Source organism: Modestobacter sp. I12A-02662 (assembly GCF_041028325.1).
In the GTDB taxonomy this organism is placed as follows: Bacteria; Actinomycetota; Actinomycetes; order Mycobacteriales; family Geodermatophilaceae; genus Modestobacter.
This window is the reverse complement of the sequence record NZ_JABGDE010000003.1, coordinates 391,094-405,593: the sequence shown is the minus strand read 5'-3', so window position 1 is coordinate 405,593 and position 14,500 is coordinate 391,094. Positions and strand designations below refer to the sequence as shown.

Below are 14,500 nucleotides of genomic sequence, written 5' to 3'. Positions count from 1 at the left end.
GCCGTCGTCGTGTGCGTGCCGGCCTCGATCACGACGAGCAGCGCCATCGACAGGGAGTCGGCCAGTTCGGCCGCCGCTGCCGGTCTCCGCCCGCGGCGACGGGCTCCGGGAGCCACGGACCGCTGTACCCCTCCCGTTGCGCCTCGGCCCGGCGGAGACGGTCCAGGGCCAGCCGCGTGACCACGGTGGTGAGGAGTGCCTCGTCGTTCTCCACGCTCTCGGTGGCCGAGCCGTCCCGTCGCAGCCGCGCGTCCTGCACGACGTCCTACGCGTCGGCGATGCTGCCGAGCAGTCGGTAGGCGAGCCCCATCGACCGGGGCCGCGCCCGCTCGAAGGCCGTCAGCCGCGGTGCCGGCGTCTCTGCTACGTCCACCCGATCCCCTCCACCCCGGCGCCGTCGCCCCGCCCGAGGCGCTGACAGCCGGTCCACGCGGCTACGGCAGGTGGACGTAGGCGAGGGCGAGGCTCGCGGCCGCGGACAACCAGCAGCCGCCGGGGAAGTACAGGTTGCACAGGACGCCGGCCCGCACGTGGGTGATGAGTGCACCGGTGAAGAACAGGACCAACCCGGCCGCGGCGGCGACGCCGAGGACCTGCAGGACGGCGACCTCGACGAGAGTGCCGAAGAGTCCGATCAGGAGGCCCACAGCGCCCGCTGCCTTGAGTGCGCCCAGCCACGGGAGCCATGAGGTCGGTACGCCGACCTGGGCGGAGTTGGCGAGCACGAACGACGCCCGCTTGAAGTCGGCGCCCGCGAACCCGGCGTTCGCAAGCGCGGTCACGACGGTGACGGCGACGTAAAGCGCCAACATCGGGGGCCTCTCTCGGTGGACACGGGCGCTCGACCGGCAGGGCTGCGCCGCCTGGTCTCCTCAGCGGAGCTCCATGGCCCGGGCATCACCGAGCACCGGCCCGGCGGAGCAGGTCGAGGACCGCGTGGGTGTCGAAGAGCAGCATGCGGGAGCGGCGGATGAGACCGTCGTCGAACTCGTAGTGACTCACGGCCGGGAACGACACGAGCCGGTCGGTCCGCGGGTCGACCGCGCTCAGCGACCAGGCGACGAACGCCGCGCCCGGCAGGGCGTGGACGACGTAGCGCAACCTCCGCGCCGCAGGCGTCGGTTGCAGCGCGTCCCACGTCCGGGTGAACGCCACGGCATGCCGTGCCGCGCCGTCCAGGCCCCGGTAGGTCCCGCCGTAGGGCAGTGACGGCGCCTCATCGATGGTGACGTCGGGGTGGTAGGTGCGGTCGAAGTAGGCCTGGGGGTCTCGTCGCTGCACACCGTCGTCGAGCAGACGTCGCACGGTCGAGCGCACGTGCTCGGTTTCGTCGGGATCCATGCCCATACGACGTGCCGCCACCGGGCGGCGTGACACGGTGCCGCCGGGCGCCGCGGCGGCACGGGACGAGCGTCACCGTGCGAGATGGACACCCGCGTGGGCGGCGACGGCGTCGGTGGGTGCGGACCGTCCTGGGCGGCGACCGCCGACGCCGATGAGCGCACCGGTGAGCAGCAGGAGGCCGGAGCCGGCGTCGAACCTGCCGAGGACGCCGATGATCGCCGCCCAGGCGGCCAGGCCCCACCCCACCGACCCGGGCACGCGGTGGCCCTGCCGCGTCGACCACACCACGAGCGACCCCAGCAGCGTCAGCGGCACGCCGAAGCTGCCGGGGCTGAACCAGAAGGCCTCGGCCGCCGCGAGCTGGTCCGGCGTCGGCTCCAGTGAGATGGCACCGACGACGCCGTCGGCGACGATCTGATCCCAGACGTTCCGCCGCATGGCCGCGGAGATCATGGTGTGGCCGGCCCCACCGCCCACCGCCAACAGCCCTCCGGCCATCGTGAGCCTGCCCGCGGTCGTCCGGCTGAGTTCCATGTGCGTCAGTCTCGGACCGTCGCGTCGGGCGTCGCCTCAGCCGCAGGTGCTGGACGGCTCACTCCTGAGGAGGAGACGGGGTGCCGTCAACCGGGCCGGACGAGCCCGTGCTCGTAGGCGAAGATGACGGCCTGCACCCGGTCGCGGACCCCGAGCTTGGCCAGGACGTGCCGGACGTGGGTCTTGACGGTCGACTCGGTGAGGAAGAGCCGCCGCGCGATCTCGAGGTTCGACCGGCCCTGCGCCAGCTCCAGCAGCACCTCGCGCTCCCGATCGGTGAGCTGGTCCAGCGCCGGGGACGCCGCCGGCGACCCGGACGCGGATGCCAGGTGGCCGACCATGCGGCGGATCGTGTGCGGCGCGAGCACCGCGTCGCCGGCGTGCACGGTCCGGATCGCCTGTACCACCGCCTCGGCCGAGGCGTCCTTGAGCAGGAAGCCGCTCGCCCCCGCCCGCAGCCCCGCGACGGCGTACTCGTCGAGGTCGAACGTCGTCAGCACGATGACCCGGGTCCCCGGGGCGCGGGCGGTGAGCCGTGCGGTCGCCTCGATGCCGTCCAGGTACGGCATCTGCACGTCCATCAGCACGACGTCGACCGGCGTCGTGGCCAGCACCGCCACCGCCTCGGCGCCGTCGGCGGCCTGGGCCACCACCTCGATGCCGTCGGCCGAGTCGACGACCATCGCCAGGCCGGTCCGCACCAGCTCCTGGTCATCGACCAGGGCCACCCGGATGGTCATCCCGGTCCGGCTCCGTCTGCGCGGGGAAACCGCGCGCTGACCAGGAAGCCCTGGGCCGTCGGGCCGGCCCGGAAAGACCCACCGGCGGCGCGGACGCGGTCCCGGACACCGCGCAGGCCGGCTCCCGTGCCCGGGACCAGTGGGACCGGCTGTGCCTGGCCGCCCTCGTCGGCGACGGTCACGGTGCACTCGTGCGCGGCGTGCTCGATCCGTACGCGGACGGCGCAGCCCGGGCCCGAGTGCTTGACACAGTTGGTCAGGGCCTCCTGCACCACCCGGTAGGCCGCCGTCGCCGCGCCGGGTGTCATGCCGTCGAACCCGTCGTCGTGCACGAGGGACACGTCGACGCCCGCGGCGCGCACGCGCGAGACGAGGGCGGGCACCTCGGCCAGGGTGGGCTGCGCGGCATGCCGGACCGTCCGGTCCGTCCCAACGTCGAGCACCGCCAGGGTGCTCCGCATGTCGGTCAGGGCCTGCCGCGCCGTCGCGGAGATCGCCGACAGGGCGGTGGCGGCGCGGTCCGGTTCGGCGGCCACGACCGACCGGCCGCCCTCGGCCTGGCGCACGATGACGGCCAGGGAGTGGGCGACGATGTCGTGCATGTCGCGCGCGATGCGCCGGCGTTCCTCGACCGTGGCCTGCTCGGCGGCCTCGGCCGTCTCCTCGGTACGCCGGAGGTGGCGGTCGCGCTGCACCGTCCCGACGGCCCAGGTGCCCGCGGCTGCGGCGACCAGGGCGAGCAACGTCAGCGCGACGGTGAGCCAGCCGGCGGGGAGGGCGCCGGACGCCGTCGCCGTCCTCGCCGCGCCCAGCCCGGCGCCGGTGACCGCGATGCCGAGCGCCAGCCCGCTCCTCGGCTGCCCGCGGTGGGCGGCGACGGCATGGAGGAGGAGCAGGTAGAGCACCGAGGAGGGCAGGAAGAGGAGCGGGACCTCGAGCGCCTCCGGGTCGTCGGAGAGGGCGAGGTCACGAGGCTTGATGCGCACGTTGGGCAGCGCGACCAGGGCGAGCATGGTCAGGCTGGCGATGAGGAACGCGGCCTCGGTGGCGACCCGGCGCAGCGCCACCGCGGCGTGCAGCACGACGGCGCAGCCTCCCGCCGCCCACCGGACCCACACCTCGCCGTCGGCGACCCGCAGCACGTCGAGGGAGCCCCAGCCCACCACCGCGGCCACGGCCAGGGCGAGGGCCACGTCCGGACCCCACGGGTGGCGGTGCACCCACCGGTCCGCCCGCGCCGTCCAGGTCACGGATGTGCGTCCATGGCCCACCCGCCGTCCGCGAGCACCGCCTGCGCGGCGCAGTGGTCCACGGTGGTCAGACCCATCGCCACGACCTGCTGGTGACCGGCGGGTGCGAGGTCCGCGGCGTCCAGCGCTGCCCTGCGTTCGCCGACAGCAGCGATCGTCACACCGCGGGGCCCCTCGGTCAGCGACAGCTCTCGGACGGCGCCCAGGGCCGCTTCGTCGGTGTGCCGACGGGGGCGCGCCATGGGGGGACGGTAGTGGTCGGGTGGCTGTCCCTCGACGTCATGGAGCGCCCGTTGCACGATCGTGCCGGTGTTGGCTGATAGCGGAGCCGCCTGTCGGAATCGAACCGACGACCTTCTCATTACGAGTGAGATGCTCTACCGACTGAGCTAAGGCGGCGGACTGCGCGGACGAGCTTACGGCACCGCCGGGGCCTGCCTGCGACGCCCCCGCCGATGCGTCCTGCCGTCAGGACGGCAGGCGCAGCGCCACGGTGAGCGCCTCGATGGCGATCTGCGGTTTGACCGCGCGCTCCAGCGCGGTGCGGGCGGCGAGGACGGCGTCGATGCGGCGCAGCGCCCCCTCGGCCCCGATCCGGCGGGCGAGCTCCGCGGCGTCGGCCCGCCGGTCCGGATGGGCCAGCGGCAGGTCGGTCGCACCGCCGGACGAGCTGATCACCAGCGCGTCCCGGTACAGCGCAGCCAGGTCGACCAGCGCTCGGTCCAGCGAGTCACGGCCCAGCCGGGTGGCCCGGGACTTCTGCCGCTTCTCCAGCTCCTTGAGCGCGCCGGCACCCCGGCCGGCCGCGGCCACGCCCGGTCCGCGGGCTCCCACGCCCAGACTCGTCTTGACCGCCTCGGTCTCCACCGCGTCGACCGCCGCGGCGGTCCGGTCGGACTCCTCCTTGGCCGCGGCGACCAGGTCGTCGGCGGCGTTCAGGCACGCGGCGAGCGACACCAGCGACAGCGGGATGTCCAGGACGGACTTGCGCGCGAGCCGGGCTGACTCGTCGCGGGCGAGGTGCCGCGCCCGGCCGACGTGCCCCCCGGCGGCCGCCGCCGACCAGGCCGCCAGCGCGGGGTCGATGCCGTCCCGGCGGACCAGGACCTCTGCGACGGCGTCGACCGACGGCGTGCGCAGCGCCACGACGCGGCAGCGGGACCGGATGGTCACGGGCATGTCGTCGGGGTGCAGCGAGGGCGCGCAGAGCAGGATCACCGTGCGCGGCGGCGGCTCCTCGAGCATCTTGAGCACGGCGTTGAACGCACGTTCGCCCATCCGGTCGGCGTCCTCGATCACGATGATCTGCCAGCGCCCCTGGGACGGCGCCCGGCCGGCCGTGCGCACGATCTGGCGCACCTCGTCGACGCCGATCGACAACCCCTCGGGCACCACCAGGTGCACGTCGGCATGGGTGCCCGCGAGCACCGTGCGGCACTCGTGGCAGGTGCCGTCCCCGCCGGCCGGGCACTGCAGCGCGGCGGCGAACGCGCGGGCGGCTACCGAGCGGCCGGAGCCGGGTGGGCCGGTGAACAGCCAGGCGTGGGTCATCGCGGCCGGCTGCGCGACGGCTGCCTGCAGCTCGGCGACGACGTCCGGCTGGCCGACGACGTCGGCCCACACCCCGGCGGGCGCGGCGGTGGTCACGGCTCCACTCCCCCTCATGGGTGCAACTGCGACGTCGCCCCGGTCTGCGCGGCGCCGTGCCGCCCGGCGGGGGCGTTCCCGCGACGGTGCCGGGGATCCGGCTCCCCCACCGGCAGCTGCTGCAGCGGCAGCCCCTGGAGCAGGTCGCTGACCCGCGTCCGGACCGCGGCGGCGAGCTCGTCGGGGGACGACCGGGCGTCGAGGACCAGGTACCGGTCGGGTTCGCTCTCGGCGAGGGCCAAGAAGGTGCGGCGGACCCGCTGGTGGAAGTCCAGCGACTCCGACTCCAGGCGGTCGGCGGCCGCGCGCCCCCGCGCCCGGGCCAGGCCCACCTCGGGCGGCAGGTCCAGCAGCACGGTCAGGTCCGGCTGGAGTCCCTGCGTGGCCCAGCGGGAGATCGACCGGACGTCGTCCATCGGGATGGTGCGCCCGGCGCCCTGGTAGGCCAGCGAGCTGTCGATGAACCGGTCGGTGATCACGACCTCCCCCGCGTCCAGCGCCGGGCGCAGCACGTCGTGGACGTGCTGCGCGCGGTCGGCGGCGTAGAGCAGGGCCTCCGACCGCGGCGACAGGCCGGCGCTGGCCGGGTCCAGCAGGATCGCCCGGATCCGGCCGCCGGACGGCGTGCCACCCGGCTCCAGGGTGGCGCGCGCGACCAGCCCCTCCCCGGTCAGCCACTCCTGCAGGCGGCGCACCTGGGTGGACTTCCCGGCGCCCTCGCCGCCCTCGAACGCGATGAGCACCCCGCCGCCGGCCAGCCGCCGCCGCGCGGTCGTGTCCCGGCGCAGGGCGGTGACGACGTCCGCGACCAGCGGCACCGGCCGGCCGTCGTCCATCTGCCGGTAGGCGACGACCCCCACCCCGACGGCCAGCAGGCCGGCGACGAACAGCATCACCCGGTCGCCGGTGACCGTGAGCTCCACGGCGCCGAGGTCGACGGTGTGCCGGCCGAGCAGGCCCACCGCGAACGGCACCAGGGCGAGGGAGACGATCAGCGCGGCCCGCACCAGCGACTGCACCAGGGCCATGGTGCGGCCACGGATGGAGTCCTCGATCTCGGTGCCGAGCAGGGTGAACCCGGCCAGGTACGCGATGCCGGCGAAGAAGCCCATCAGCACGACGAGGAGCAGGCCGATCCACAGCGCGAAGGTCCAGGCCAGGAGCACGAGGACGGCGCCGGCCCCCACGATCGAGACGCCGAACAGCCGCACCCGGGACAGGTCCCGGGCGACGCTCGGCCCCAGCGCGATGCCCAGGCCCAGCCCGATGAAGACCGCCCCGAACAGCAGGCCGTAGGCGGCGTCGCCACCGCCGAGCCCGCGGGAGAACGCCTGCGCCGTCGCGATGACGGCGCCCGCTGCCACGAACGCGCCGGTGATGCCCACGACCAGGCCGCGGACCAGCGGCGTGTGGCCGGCGAAGGAGAGGCCCTGCCGCAGCGAGCCGAGGAAGCTCACCCCGGTCACCTTCGCGCCCGCGGCCCGCCGTCCGCTGATCGAGGGCAGGTTCCAGATGACGACCGCGGCGACCAGGAAGGTGAGCGCGTTCAGGTACAGCGCGAGGGACGTCTCGTCGACCCCGGCGACGACACCCTGCAGCCCACCGCCGACCGTGCTGAGCACCGCGAAGGTCAGCGCCGCGAGGACCGGGGTGAGGCCGTAGGTCGTGACCAGGGACAGCTGGTTGGCCGGCTCCAGCTGGTCCTTGCGCAGCATGTTCGGGACCGCGGCGTCCTTGGCCGGGATCCAGAACAGGCTGATCGCCTCGATGAGGAACTGGGCGACGAACAGCCAGACCAGGTCGTCGACGATCGGGATCGAGGCGAACAGCCCGAAGCGCATGATGTCGGCGACGACCATCGTCTTGCGCCGGTCGAACCGGTCGGCGAAGGTGCCGGCCAGCGGACCGAGCACGATCGCCGGCAGCAACCGGAACAGCAGCACCGCGCCGAGGGCGTAGTTCTGCCCGGCGAAGCCGTCCACGAGCGAGGTGGCCGTGGCGGTGATCGCCAGCAGGCCGAGCCAGTCGCCGAAGCTCGACAGCGCCATCGACAGCCAGAGCTTGCGGAAGTCACGGACCCGCAGGACCGCGCGGATCTTCGCGGCGAGGCCGACGCTGCCGTCGGCGTGCGTGTGCTCCTCGCGCTCGTCGACCGCCGGCTCGCCGGGTGCGCGGGACCCGGCCGGATCGGTCAGCGGCACACCGGCGCCACCAGGCGTGGGCGTCCCGGCGGAGGGCAGCCCGTCGGCCGGTACCGCCTGCGACGGCGTCGTCCCGGCCGCGTCAGCCGGGGGACCACCGGACCCGGCACCGGGCAGCACGGCGCCTCCGTCGGCGGAGGACCGGTCCGCTGACGGGCCGTGGCGGGACGGCGGGTCCGTCGGGTCGGAGCTGATCGGAACTCCCGGGTGGTGTTGCGCGGTGCGGTGGAACCGGAAGGGTCACCGTACCGGGCGCCACCGACGGGACGGCGCCATCCGGACCACCCGGGCGGGCGTCGTCGCGGCACGATGACGACCGTGACCGCGGCCGCTGACTGGGATCCCTCCACCTACCTGCGGTTCGCCGGCGAGCGGGCCCGTCCTTTCGCCGACCTGCTCGGCCGGGTCGGAGCCGTGGACCCGCGCGTCGTCGTGGACCTCGGCTGCGGCGACGGCTCGATGACCGCGGCGCTGCACCGGCGGTGGCCGCGGGCCCGCGTCATCGGGGTGGACAGCTCGGCGTCGATGCTGGCGGCCGCCGCGGAGCACGCCGTCCCGGGCCACCTCACGTTCGTCGCCGGCGACGTCCGGGACTGGCGGCCGGAGGAACCGGTCGACGCCATCGTCAGCAACGCGGTGCTGCACTGGGTCCCCGGGCACGCGGCCCTCGTCACCCGCTGGGCGGCGGACCTGACCCCGAACGGGTGGTTGGCCCTGCAGGTGCCCGGCAACCAGGCCGCACCGACCCACGCCCTGCTCGCCGAGCTGACCAGCTCGCCCCGCTGGGCACACCAGCTGGACGGACCGGACGACGTCCTCGACCGGGCGGCCGTCCTCGACCCGGTCGGCTACCTGGACCTCCTGACCGGCGCCGGACTGTCCGCCGACGTCTGGGAGACCACCTACCTGCACGTGCTCACCGGTGAGGACCCCGTGCTGCGCTGGGTCACCGGGACCGTCCTGCGCCCGGTGCTGGCCCGACTGCCCGACGGCGACGCTGCCGCGCTCACCGCCGAGTACGCCGCTGCCTTGCGGGCGAGCTACCCGGCGCGGCCGGACGGGACCACGGTGCTCCCCTTCCGGCGGGTGTTCGCCGTCGGGCACCGGCTCAGTGCGGCGTGAGCCGGTACGCCCGCGTGCGGTAGGGCAGCTCGAGGACGTCCCGGCCGCGGGTGTCCGGGTGCTCGGCCAGCAGCGCCCCGACCCGGCCCAGGAAGTCGGCGCGGCGGGCGTCGTCCATGGTGGCGACGTAGCTGCGGGTGCCGATCCCGCCGACCACCTGCTCCGGGGTGACCCGCTGGGCCACGGCGGAGCCGAGGACGGCCACCTCCGCGCGCAGCTCCGCGGCGAACCGCGCGACGACGCCCTGGTCGGCCTCGTGGTCCCGGGACTCGGCGGCGAGCACCCGCCCCAGCGCCGCGACCCAGGGCACCCGCTCGTCGCGGGTGTTCCAGGCGAACCCCACCACACCCCCGGGCCGCAGCACCCGGCGCAGCTCGACGGCGGCGGGCGCCGGGTCGAACCAGTGCGCGGCCTGGCCGGCGACGACGGCGTCGACACCCGCGTCCGGCAGCGGGATCCGCTCGGCGGCCCCGACCGCCGCCTCGACCCGCGGCAGCCGGGCACGCAGCTGGGCCAGCATCCCCGGGGACGGGTCGACGGCCACCACCTCGTGCCCCGCCGCGAGCAGCGCATCGGTGAGCAGGCCGGTGCCCGCACCGAGGTCGAGCACCCGCCGTGGCCGGTCCCCCAGGAGGAAGGCGACCGCCTCGGCGGGGTAGCCGGGGCGCAGCACGGCGTAGTCGGCCGCGACCGAGCCGAACGACGCCCGGCGCTCCTGCCAGCCCTCCACCGCGCTGCCCGGCTCAGCTGCCCGCGGGCACCGGCTCGGCGACGTCGGCCGCCTCCGTGGTCGCCTTCGTGGTCGCCTTCTTCGCGGTGCCCTTGGTTGCCTTCTTCGCCGGCGCCTTCTTCGCGGCCGTCTTCTTGGCCGCCTTCTTCTTCATCGGCGCCCGCTCCCGGCGGTCGGCCAGCAGCTCGGCCGCCCGCTCCAGGGTGATCGTCTCGACGTCGTCACCCTTGCGCAGGCTGGCGTTGACCTCGCCGTCGGTGACGTACGGACCGAAGCGGCCCTCCCGCACCGTGACCTGGCCCTGGCTGACCGGGTCGGCCCCGAGCTCCTTCAGCGGGGCCTTGGCCGCGGCGCGGCCACGCTGCTTGGGCTGGGCGAAGACCGCGAGCGCCTCGTCGAGGGTGACGGAGAACAGCGCGTCCTCGCTCTCCAGCGAGCGGGAGTCGGTGCCCTTCTTGACGTAGGGCCCGTAGCGGCCGTTGAGCGCCTGCACCTCCTCACCGTCGGGCGCGGTGCCGAGCGTGCGCGGCAGGGTGAGCAGCCGCAGCGCCTGCTCGAGCGTGATGGTCTCCGGGGACATCGACTTGAACAGGCTCGCGGTCCGCGGCTGCTCCTTGCTGTCCTCGGGCACCACCGTGGTGACGTAGGGGCCGTAGCGGCCGGCCTTCACCGCCACCGGGTGCCCGGTCTCCGGGTCGGTGCCCAGGGTCCGGTCGCTCGACGGCGCATCGAGCAGCTCGACGACCCGCTCGCTGGTCAGCTCGTCCGGCGCGATCTCGTCGGGGATGCTGATCCGGGCGCCGTCCTCGCCGCCGGCCTGCAGGTAGGGCCCGTACCGGCCGACCCGCACGACCACCGGCTCGCCGGCCGGGCCGGTGGCGCGCAGCGGGATGGAGTTGATGCCGCGGGCGTCGATCTCCTCCAGCCGTTCCCCGATGACCTGCTTGAGGCCACCGGAGCGGGCGATGGCGCCGGCGTGCCGGCCCTCCCCGCCGAAGTAGAACTCCGTGAGCCAGTCGACCCGGCCCAGCCCGCCGTTGGCGATCTCGTCGAGCTCGTTCTCCAGGGACGCGGTGAAGTCGTAGTCGACCAGCTGGGCGAAGTGCTGCTCCAGCAGGTTGACCACCGCGAAGGCGATGAAGGAGGGCACCAGCGCGGAGCCCTTCTTCCAGACGTACCCGCGGTCCTGGATGGTCTGCATGATCGACGCGTAGGTCGAGGGCCGGCCGATGCCCAGCTCCTCCAGCCGCGCGACGAGGCTCGGCTCGGTGTAGCGGGCCGGCGGGCTGGTGCTGTGACCGCGGGGGTCCAGGGCCACCGTGTCCAGCTGCTGGCCGCGCTCCACCCGGGGCAGCCGGCGCTCGGCGTCGTCGCTGCCGTGGTCGTCGTCCGCACCGGCGGAGCCCTCGTCGCGGGACTCGACGTAGGCCCGCATGAAACCGGGGAAGGTGATCGTGCGACCGCTGGCGGTGAACTCGACGGCCTCGTCGGTGGTCGAGCGGCCGGCCAGCCGGATGCTCACCGTCTGGCCGACCGCGTCGGCCATCTGCGAGGCCACCGTGCGCTGCCAGACCAGCTCGTAGAGCCGGAACTCGTCGCGGCCCAGCTGGCCGGCGAGCTGGCCGGGGGTCCGGAAGGAGTCACCGGCCGGGCGGATCGCCTCGTGCGCCTCCTGCGCGCCCTTCGCCTTGCTCTTGTAGCGCCGCGCCTCGGCGGGCACGTAGGCGTCGCCGTACAGCTCGCGGGCCTGCCGCCGGGCGGCGTTGATCGCCTCGTCGGACAGGTTCGTCGAGTCGGTCCGCATGTAGGTGATGTGACCGTTCTCGTACAACCGCTGCGCGACGCGCATCACCTGGGCGGAGGACCAGCCGAGCTTGCGGCCGGCCTCCATCTGCAGCGTGGAGGTGGTGAACGGCGCGTAGGGACGGCGCCGGTAGGGCTTCTCGTCGACCCGGGTCACCGCGACCTGACGCCCCTCGAGTCGGGCGGCGAGCCCGCGGGCACCGGCCTCGTCGAGGTGCACGACGTCCCCGGTGACGCGGCCGGTGGTCGGCTCGAAGTCCCGGCCGGTCGCCACCCGGCTGTCGTCGACGCTGACCAGGCGCGCCCGGAGCGTCGTCGGCTCGCCCTCGTCCGCACCGGCCGGCCGCGGCACCGCGAAGGTGCCTTCCAGGGACCAGTAGTCGGCGGAGGTGAACGCCATCCGCTCCCGCTCCCGCTCGACGACGATGCGGGTCGCCACCGACTGGACCCGGCCGGCCGAGAGCTTTGGCAGGACCTTCTTCCACAGCACCGGGGAGACCTCGTAGCCGTAGAGCCGGTCGAGGATGCGGCGGGTCTCCTGGGCGTCCACCAGCGCGGTGTCCAGCTCGCGCGGGTTGGCGACCGCGCGGGCGATCGCCTCGGGGGTGATCTCGTGGAAGACCATCCGGCGCACCGGGACCGTCGGCTTGAGGGTGTCGACCAGGTGCCAGGCGATCGCCTCGCCCTCGCGGTCCTCGTCGGTCGCGAGGTACACCTCGCTGGCGTCCTTGACCAGCTGCTTGAGCCGGCTGACCTGCTGCTTGCGGTCGGGGCTGACGACGTACAGCGGCTCGAAGCCGTTGTCCACGTCCACCCCGAGCCGCGCCCAGGACTCGCCTTTGTGCGCGGCCGGCACGTCGGCGGCGTTGCGCGGAAGGTCCCGGATGTGACCCACACTGGCCTCGACGACGTAGCCGCTGCCGAGATAGCCGGCGATCTTGCCCGCCTTGGTGGGCGACTCCACGATGACCAGCGGCCGGGAGCCGGCCGCGGCGGCCCGCTTGCGGGGCGCGGTGGTGCCGGTACGGGTGGCTGACTTCGTGGTCTTCGGCGGCACGGTGCTCCTGTCGGGGTACTGGTGCAGGCGGCCGGGACGGGACCCGGTCGCACGCGGGGCAGGGTCATGTGCACCCGCTCGGCGACGCCACGGTAGGCCACCGCCCGGCGGAGGGGCCGGGTGGCGAGCCGGAACGGGCGCGCCGTCGTCGGCACAACGGCTGGCGGCGGCTGCTGTTCCCGGCCTCACCCGGGCTCCTCCCCGGGCCGCCGTGTCCCCGCCACGACCTCGCCGATCGCGGCCAGCGTCGGCCGGTCCGGGTCCAGGTACTCGACGTGGCCCTGGGTGAGCTCGGTCGGCAGCGGCGCGTCGCCGAACGACTGGTCCATCGGGCTGTCGCCGAACCACTGGACCCAGGACACCGGATCGGCGACGGACCAGGCGCCGTGCACCTCGCCAGCCTCCAGGTCCTCCGCCGCTCCCCCGGTCAGCCCCGGGCTGCCGAGCAGGACCAGCGCGTCGGCGGCGATCCGTCCGGGGGCCTGCACCGCCTCACCGGTGACCACGGTGCCGTAGCTGTGCGCGACCACCGTGGTGCGCGGCCGGGGTGGCGTGCCCGGCGTGCCGCGGGCGGCGGCCAGCCCGTCCAGCGCCCGGTCCAGGTCCACGCCCCCACGCCGGGCCAGCTGGGGAGAGGCCATGCTCGGGACGCGCGGGGTCCGGTAGCCCAGCCAGGCGACCGCGGCGACCGCCGGCCCGGCGCCGGCCGCCGCGGCCACGGCCAGCGCGTCGACGAGGACGTCGTCCAGGTCGTCCTCGGCGGTGGTCAGGATGCCGGGCACCAGGACGGCGACCGCGTCGGCGGTGTCCAGGTCGCCGACCGCCACGGCAACGCGGTCTCCGGCGGGGTCGAACTGCAGCAGCTGGCCGGGCCGGCCGTCGTCCTCCAGGGCCGCCAGCCGGCCGGCGACCGCGACGGCCGTGGCGTGCTCCGCGGAGCCCTCCGGCAGCCGGCGCAGCGCCTCGGCGAGGACCAGCCGGTTGGCCTGATCGCGGGCCCAGGCCGGCAGACCGTCGAGCGCGCCGACCTCCGCCGGGGAACCGCGCACCGCCGCGAGCTGGTCGGCGGCGGAGAGGGCCGACCACCAGGAGGCGGCGGCCCGCGGGTCGACGGCGGGGACCGCGGGGGGCTGCACCGGGCCCGGCGGCGCCCACCGGGCGGCCAGCGCGGCGAAGGTCGGCGCCGTGCCCACCGGGACCCGGACCCCGGCCAGCGGCTCCCCCGCGGCCTCCGCTGCCTGCAGCGCCCGCGCGCCGGCCGCCGCCGCGTCCTCGGCGAACGCGTTTGCGAAGGCGGCTGCGCGCTCCGCGGCCACCCGTCGCGCCAGCACCTCCCCCAACTGGTCGGGCGCCATGCTGCTGACCGGTGCCACCGGGAGCCCGGCGGCCCGGCCGTGCTCGTCCCAGACGAGGCCCGCGGCAGCGGCCACCGCGAGCGCCCGGGCGGCCTCCTCCTGCGCGACAGCGGCCTCGCGGGTGAGCACCTGCAGGCTCTCGAGGGACGCGCTCAGCGCCGCGGATGCGCGGGCGGCGACCGTGGCCAGCTCGACGACCGCCTCGGCCGCCACCTCACCGGCCGGCCCCGACCAGCACTCGGCACCACCCAGCCGCCGGCCCACCGCCTCCACCCGCACCCGCCAGCCGGTCACCCGGTCCGGGGTCCCGGCGCGCGCACCGACCGTGGCCCGCAGCAGGTCGACGTCCCAGCCGGCCACCTGCTCGGGCGCGGTCACCGGGGCACCGCCACGCCGGGCACCCAGGCCCGGGACAGCTGGTCACCCAGGCCCTCGTCGGCGGCCCGGTAGGCCGACAGCGCGGCGTCCAGGGTGGCCGCCACGGCCAGGCAGCGCGCGGCGAGCGCCGCCAGGACGTCGGTCCACCCGGCGACCACCGTCCCCGCCGCGTCGCCGACCGGGCCCGGCAGCGCCGTGCCCGGTGAGGCCCGGCAGGCCGCGGTCCAATCGGCTTCCTCCTGCAGCTCGGCACCGAGAGCGACCAGGTCTTCCAGCAGGACCCGCAGGGCGTCGAGCTGGACCGAGATCAGGTGGGACACGCGGGGCCTCCGTCGCGCG

The 14,500-nt window shown here is 75.3% G+C and carries 13 protein-coding genes and 1 tRNA gene; 1 reads left to right on the top strand and 13 read right to left on the bottom strand.

Annotated elements, in window-relative coordinates:
* Nucleotides 1-434 precede the first annotated feature (434 nt).
* The 9 genes from HL189_RS04765 to tmk all read right to left on the bottom strand — a co-directional run bounded on the left by HL189_RS04765 (nt 435) and on the right by tmk (nt 7,836).
* Nucleotides 435-812, bottom strand: a complete 378-nt coding sequence (locus HL189_RS04765) for a DoxX family protein (RefSeq protein WP_369132556.1) — start codon at nt 810-812, stop codon at nt 435-437.
* An 85-nt stretch (nt 813-897) separates the two neighbouring features.
* Nucleotides 898-1,341 carry a nuclear transport factor 2 family protein gene (locus HL189_RS04760; RefSeq protein WP_369132555.1) on the bottom strand — a complete coding sequence of 148 codons (444 nt, stop codon included), beginning with the start codon at nt 1,339-1,341 and terminating at the stop codon, nt 898-900.
* A gap of 72 nt (nt 1,342-1,413) precedes the next feature.
* Nucleotides 1,414-1,878, bottom strand: coding sequence for a DUF6463 family protein (locus tag HL189_RS04755; RefSeq protein ID WP_369132554.1), 465 nt, complete (start codon nt 1,876-1,878; stop codon nt 1,414-1,416).
* Nucleotides 1,879-1,964: 86 nt separating this feature from the next.
* Entirely contained in the window at nt 1,965-2,618 is a 654-nt protein-coding gene (locus HL189_RS04750; protein WP_369132553.1) for a response regulator, read from the bottom strand.
* On the bottom strand, nt 2,615-3,868 hold the full coding sequence (locus tag HL189_RS04745; RefSeq protein ID WP_369132552.1) for a sensor histidine kinase: 1,254 nt from the start codon (nt 3,866-3,868) through the stop codon (nt 2,615-2,617). The genes HL189_RS04750 and HL189_RS04745 overlap by 4 nt, the downstream gene beginning before the upstream one ends.
* A complete protein-coding gene (locus HL189_RS04740; RefSeq protein WP_369132551.1) occupies nt 3,865-4,110 on the bottom strand; it encodes a hypothetical protein in 246 nt (81 codons plus the stop codon). The genes HL189_RS04745 and HL189_RS04740 overlap by 4 nt, the downstream gene beginning before the upstream one ends.
* 84 nt (nt 4,111-4,194) lie before the next feature.
* Nucleotides 4,195-4,267, bottom strand: a tRNA-Thr gene (locus tag HL189_RS04735).
* A 69-nt stretch (nt 4,268-4,336) separates the two neighbouring features.
* The gene (locus HL189_RS04730; RefSeq protein WP_369132550.1) at nt 4,337-5,515 is read right to left on the bottom strand and encodes a DNA polymerase III subunit delta'; all 1,179 of its coding nucleotides are present in this window, start codon (nt 5,513-5,515) and stop codon (nt 4,337-4,339) included.
* A 14-nt stretch (nt 5,516-5,529) separates the two neighbouring features.
* Nucleotides 5,530-7,836, bottom strand: a complete 2,307-nt coding sequence (gene tmk, locus HL189_RS04725; protein ID WP_369132549.1) for a dTMP kinase — start codon at nt 7,834-7,836, stop codon at nt 5,530-5,532.
* A 198-nt stretch (nt 7,837-8,034) separates the two neighbouring features.
* On the opposite strand from tmk, the gene HL189_RS04720 reads away from it, so the two are divergent.
* Nucleotides 8,035-8,838 (top strand): trans-aconitate 2-methyltransferase, encoded by an 804-nt coding sequence (locus HL189_RS04720; protein WP_369132548.1) that lies wholly within the window; start codon nt 8,035-8,037, stop codon nt 8,836-8,838.
* Here the strand turns inward: HL189_RS04720 and HL189_RS04715 are convergent.
* The 4 genes from HL189_RS04715 to HL189_RS04700 all read right to left on the bottom strand — a co-directional run bounded on the left by HL189_RS04715 (nt 8,825) and on the right by HL189_RS04700 (nt 14,481).
* Nucleotides 8,825-9,568, bottom strand: coding sequence for a class I SAM-dependent methyltransferase (locus HL189_RS04715; protein WP_369132547.1), 744 nt, complete (start codon nt 9,566-9,568; stop codon nt 8,825-8,827). The two genes, HL189_RS04720 and HL189_RS04715, sit on opposite strands and share 14 nt — an antisense overlap.
* A 13-nt stretch (nt 9,569-9,581) precedes the next feature.
* The gene (topA, locus tag HL189_RS04710; protein ID WP_369132546.1) at nt 9,582-12,428 is read right to left on the bottom strand and encodes a type I DNA topoisomerase; all 2,847 of its coding nucleotides are present in this window, start codon (nt 12,426-12,428) and stop codon (nt 9,582-9,584) included.
* 185 nt (nt 12,429-12,613) lie between these two features.
* The gene (locus tag HL189_RS04705; RefSeq protein WP_369132545.1) at nt 12,614-14,161 is read right to left on the bottom strand and encodes an alpha/beta hydrolase; all 1,548 of its coding nucleotides are present in this window, start codon (nt 14,159-14,161) and stop codon (nt 12,614-12,616) included.
* Nucleotides 14,158-14,481: a hypothetical protein gene (locus tag HL189_RS04700; RefSeq protein ID WP_369132544.1), complete on the bottom strand. Its 324-nt coding sequence runs from the start codon at nt 14,479-14,481 to the stop codon at nt 14,158-14,160. The genes HL189_RS04705 and HL189_RS04700 overlap by 4 nt, the downstream gene beginning before the upstream one ends.
* Nucleotides 14,482-14,500 lie beyond the last annotated feature (19 nt).

Bases quoted from the DNA above. Each gene is read 5' to 3' on its own strand.
- HL189_RS04750 (WP_369132553.1), bottom strand. From the start codon at position 2,618: ATGACCATCCGGGTGGCCCTGGTCGATGACCAGGAGCTGGTGCGGACC.
- HL189_RS04760 (WP_369132555.1), bottom strand. From the start codon at position 1,341: ATGGATCCCGACGAAACCGAGCACGTGCGCTCGACCGTGCGACGTCTG.
- HL189_RS04765 (WP_369132556.1), bottom strand. From the start codon at position 812: ATGTTGGCGCTTTACGTCGCCGTCACCGTCGTGACCGCGCTTGCGAAC.
- HL189_RS04755 (WP_369132554.1), bottom strand. From the start codon at position 1,878: ATGGAACTCAGCCGGACGACCGCGGGCAGGCTCACGATGGCCGGAGGG.
- HL189_RS04740 (WP_369132551.1), bottom strand. From the start codon at position 4,110: ATGGCGCGCCCCCGTCGGCACACCGACGAAGCGGCCCTGGGCGCCGTC.